Source organism: Shimia sp. (assembly GCF_049116215.1).
Lineage (GTDB): Bacteria > Pseudomonadota > Alphaproteobacteria > Rhodobacterales > Rhodobacteraceae > Shimia.
In genome coordinates this window covers 1-1,425 of the sequence record NZ_JAGDZB010000013.1, presented here as the reverse complement: position 1 = coordinate 1,425, position 1,425 = coordinate 1, and the positions used below count along the sequence as shown (strand labels likewise).

Genomic DNA, 1,425 nt, shown 5'->3' with positions numbered 1-1,425 from the left:
CACCCGCAAAGTAGTAGTTTTTGTAGTCAGAGAAATAGGTCTTTTCAAAGCGCTCGTGATCGCCATAAACCGTGCGCATTTGACCCGGCCAGCTGTCCTGGATGCAAAGCACCCCTTCGACATCATTGCCGGTGATCTCTTCGCCGGACTGCGGGTCGAGCACCACTGGGTTCACGCCAAAGAACGGCTTCATCGCCGCGCCAGGCTTGGTGGCATGGGCGCCCGGCAGTGGTGTCATCATGTGACCGCCGGTCTCGGTTTGCCACCAGGTGTCCACGATGGGGCAGCGGCCGCCGCCGACCACGTCGTTGTACCAGGTCCAGGCTTCCGGGTTGATCGGTTCCCCCACGGTGCCAAGGATGCGCAGGCTGCTCAGATCACATTTCTCTACGTATTCATTGCCTTGCCCCATCAGGGCGCGCAGCGCGGTGGGCGCGGTGTAGAACTGGTTCACCCGGTGCTTTTCACAGACCTGCCAGAAGCGGCTGGCATCCGGATAGGTGGGCACGCCTTCAAACATCACCGTGGTGGCGCCATTGGCCAGCGGGCCATAAACGATGTAGCTGTGGCCGGTGACCCAGCCCACATCCGCCGTACACCAGAAGATGTCGCCGTCTTTGTAATCAAAGGTGTATTGATGCGTCATCGACGCATAAACCAGATAGCCGCCGGTGGTGTGCACCACGCCTTTGGGCTGACCGGTGGAGCCGGAGGTGTAGAGCACAAACAGCGGATCTTCGGCGTTCATTTCAGCAGGTTTGCAGTAGTCACCCACCTCCATGACCATCTCATTGTAGTCATAGTCGCGGCCGTCAATCCAGGTGGTCTGATCGCCGGTGCGCTTCACCACCAGGCACTTGACGGTGTCTTTGGTGTGCAGCAAGGCAGCATCGGTGTTGGACTTGAGCGCGGTTTTGCGGCCGCCACGTGGGGCGGAGTCAGCTGTAATGACCACTTTGGCGTCACAGCCGTTGATCCGGGCAGCGAGGGCGTCAGGCGAGAAGCCGGCAAACACAATCGAGTGGATCGCGCCGATGCGGGCACAGGCCAGCATGGCATAGGCGGCTTCCGGGATCATCGGCAGGTAGATCACCACGCGGTCGCCTTTGCGCACGCCCATCTCTTCGAGCACATTGGCAAAGCGGCAGACACGGCGGTGCAGATCCGCATAGGTGATCGACTGGGCTGGCTCGTTGGGATCATCCGGTTCAAAGATAATCGCGGCCTGATTGCCGCGGGTTTCCAGATGGCGGTCAATACAGTTGGCGGCGACGTTGAGTGTGCCGTCCTCAAACCATTTGATGTCCACATTGCCCGGCGCAAAGGAGGTGTTTTTCACCTTGGTGTAAGGTTTGATCCAATCCACACGCTGACCATGCTCGCGCCAAAACCCCTCAGGATCAGACATCGATGCAGCGTACATCT

At 59.3% G+C, this 1,425-nt stretch carries 1 protein-coding gene; it reads right to left on the bottom strand.

What is annotated here, in order from left to right; translation table 11 throughout:
* On the bottom strand, positions 1-1,425 hold a 1,425-nt coding region (gene acs, locus JXR15_RS21030; protein WP_422055151.1), incomplete at both ends, for an acetate--CoA ligase.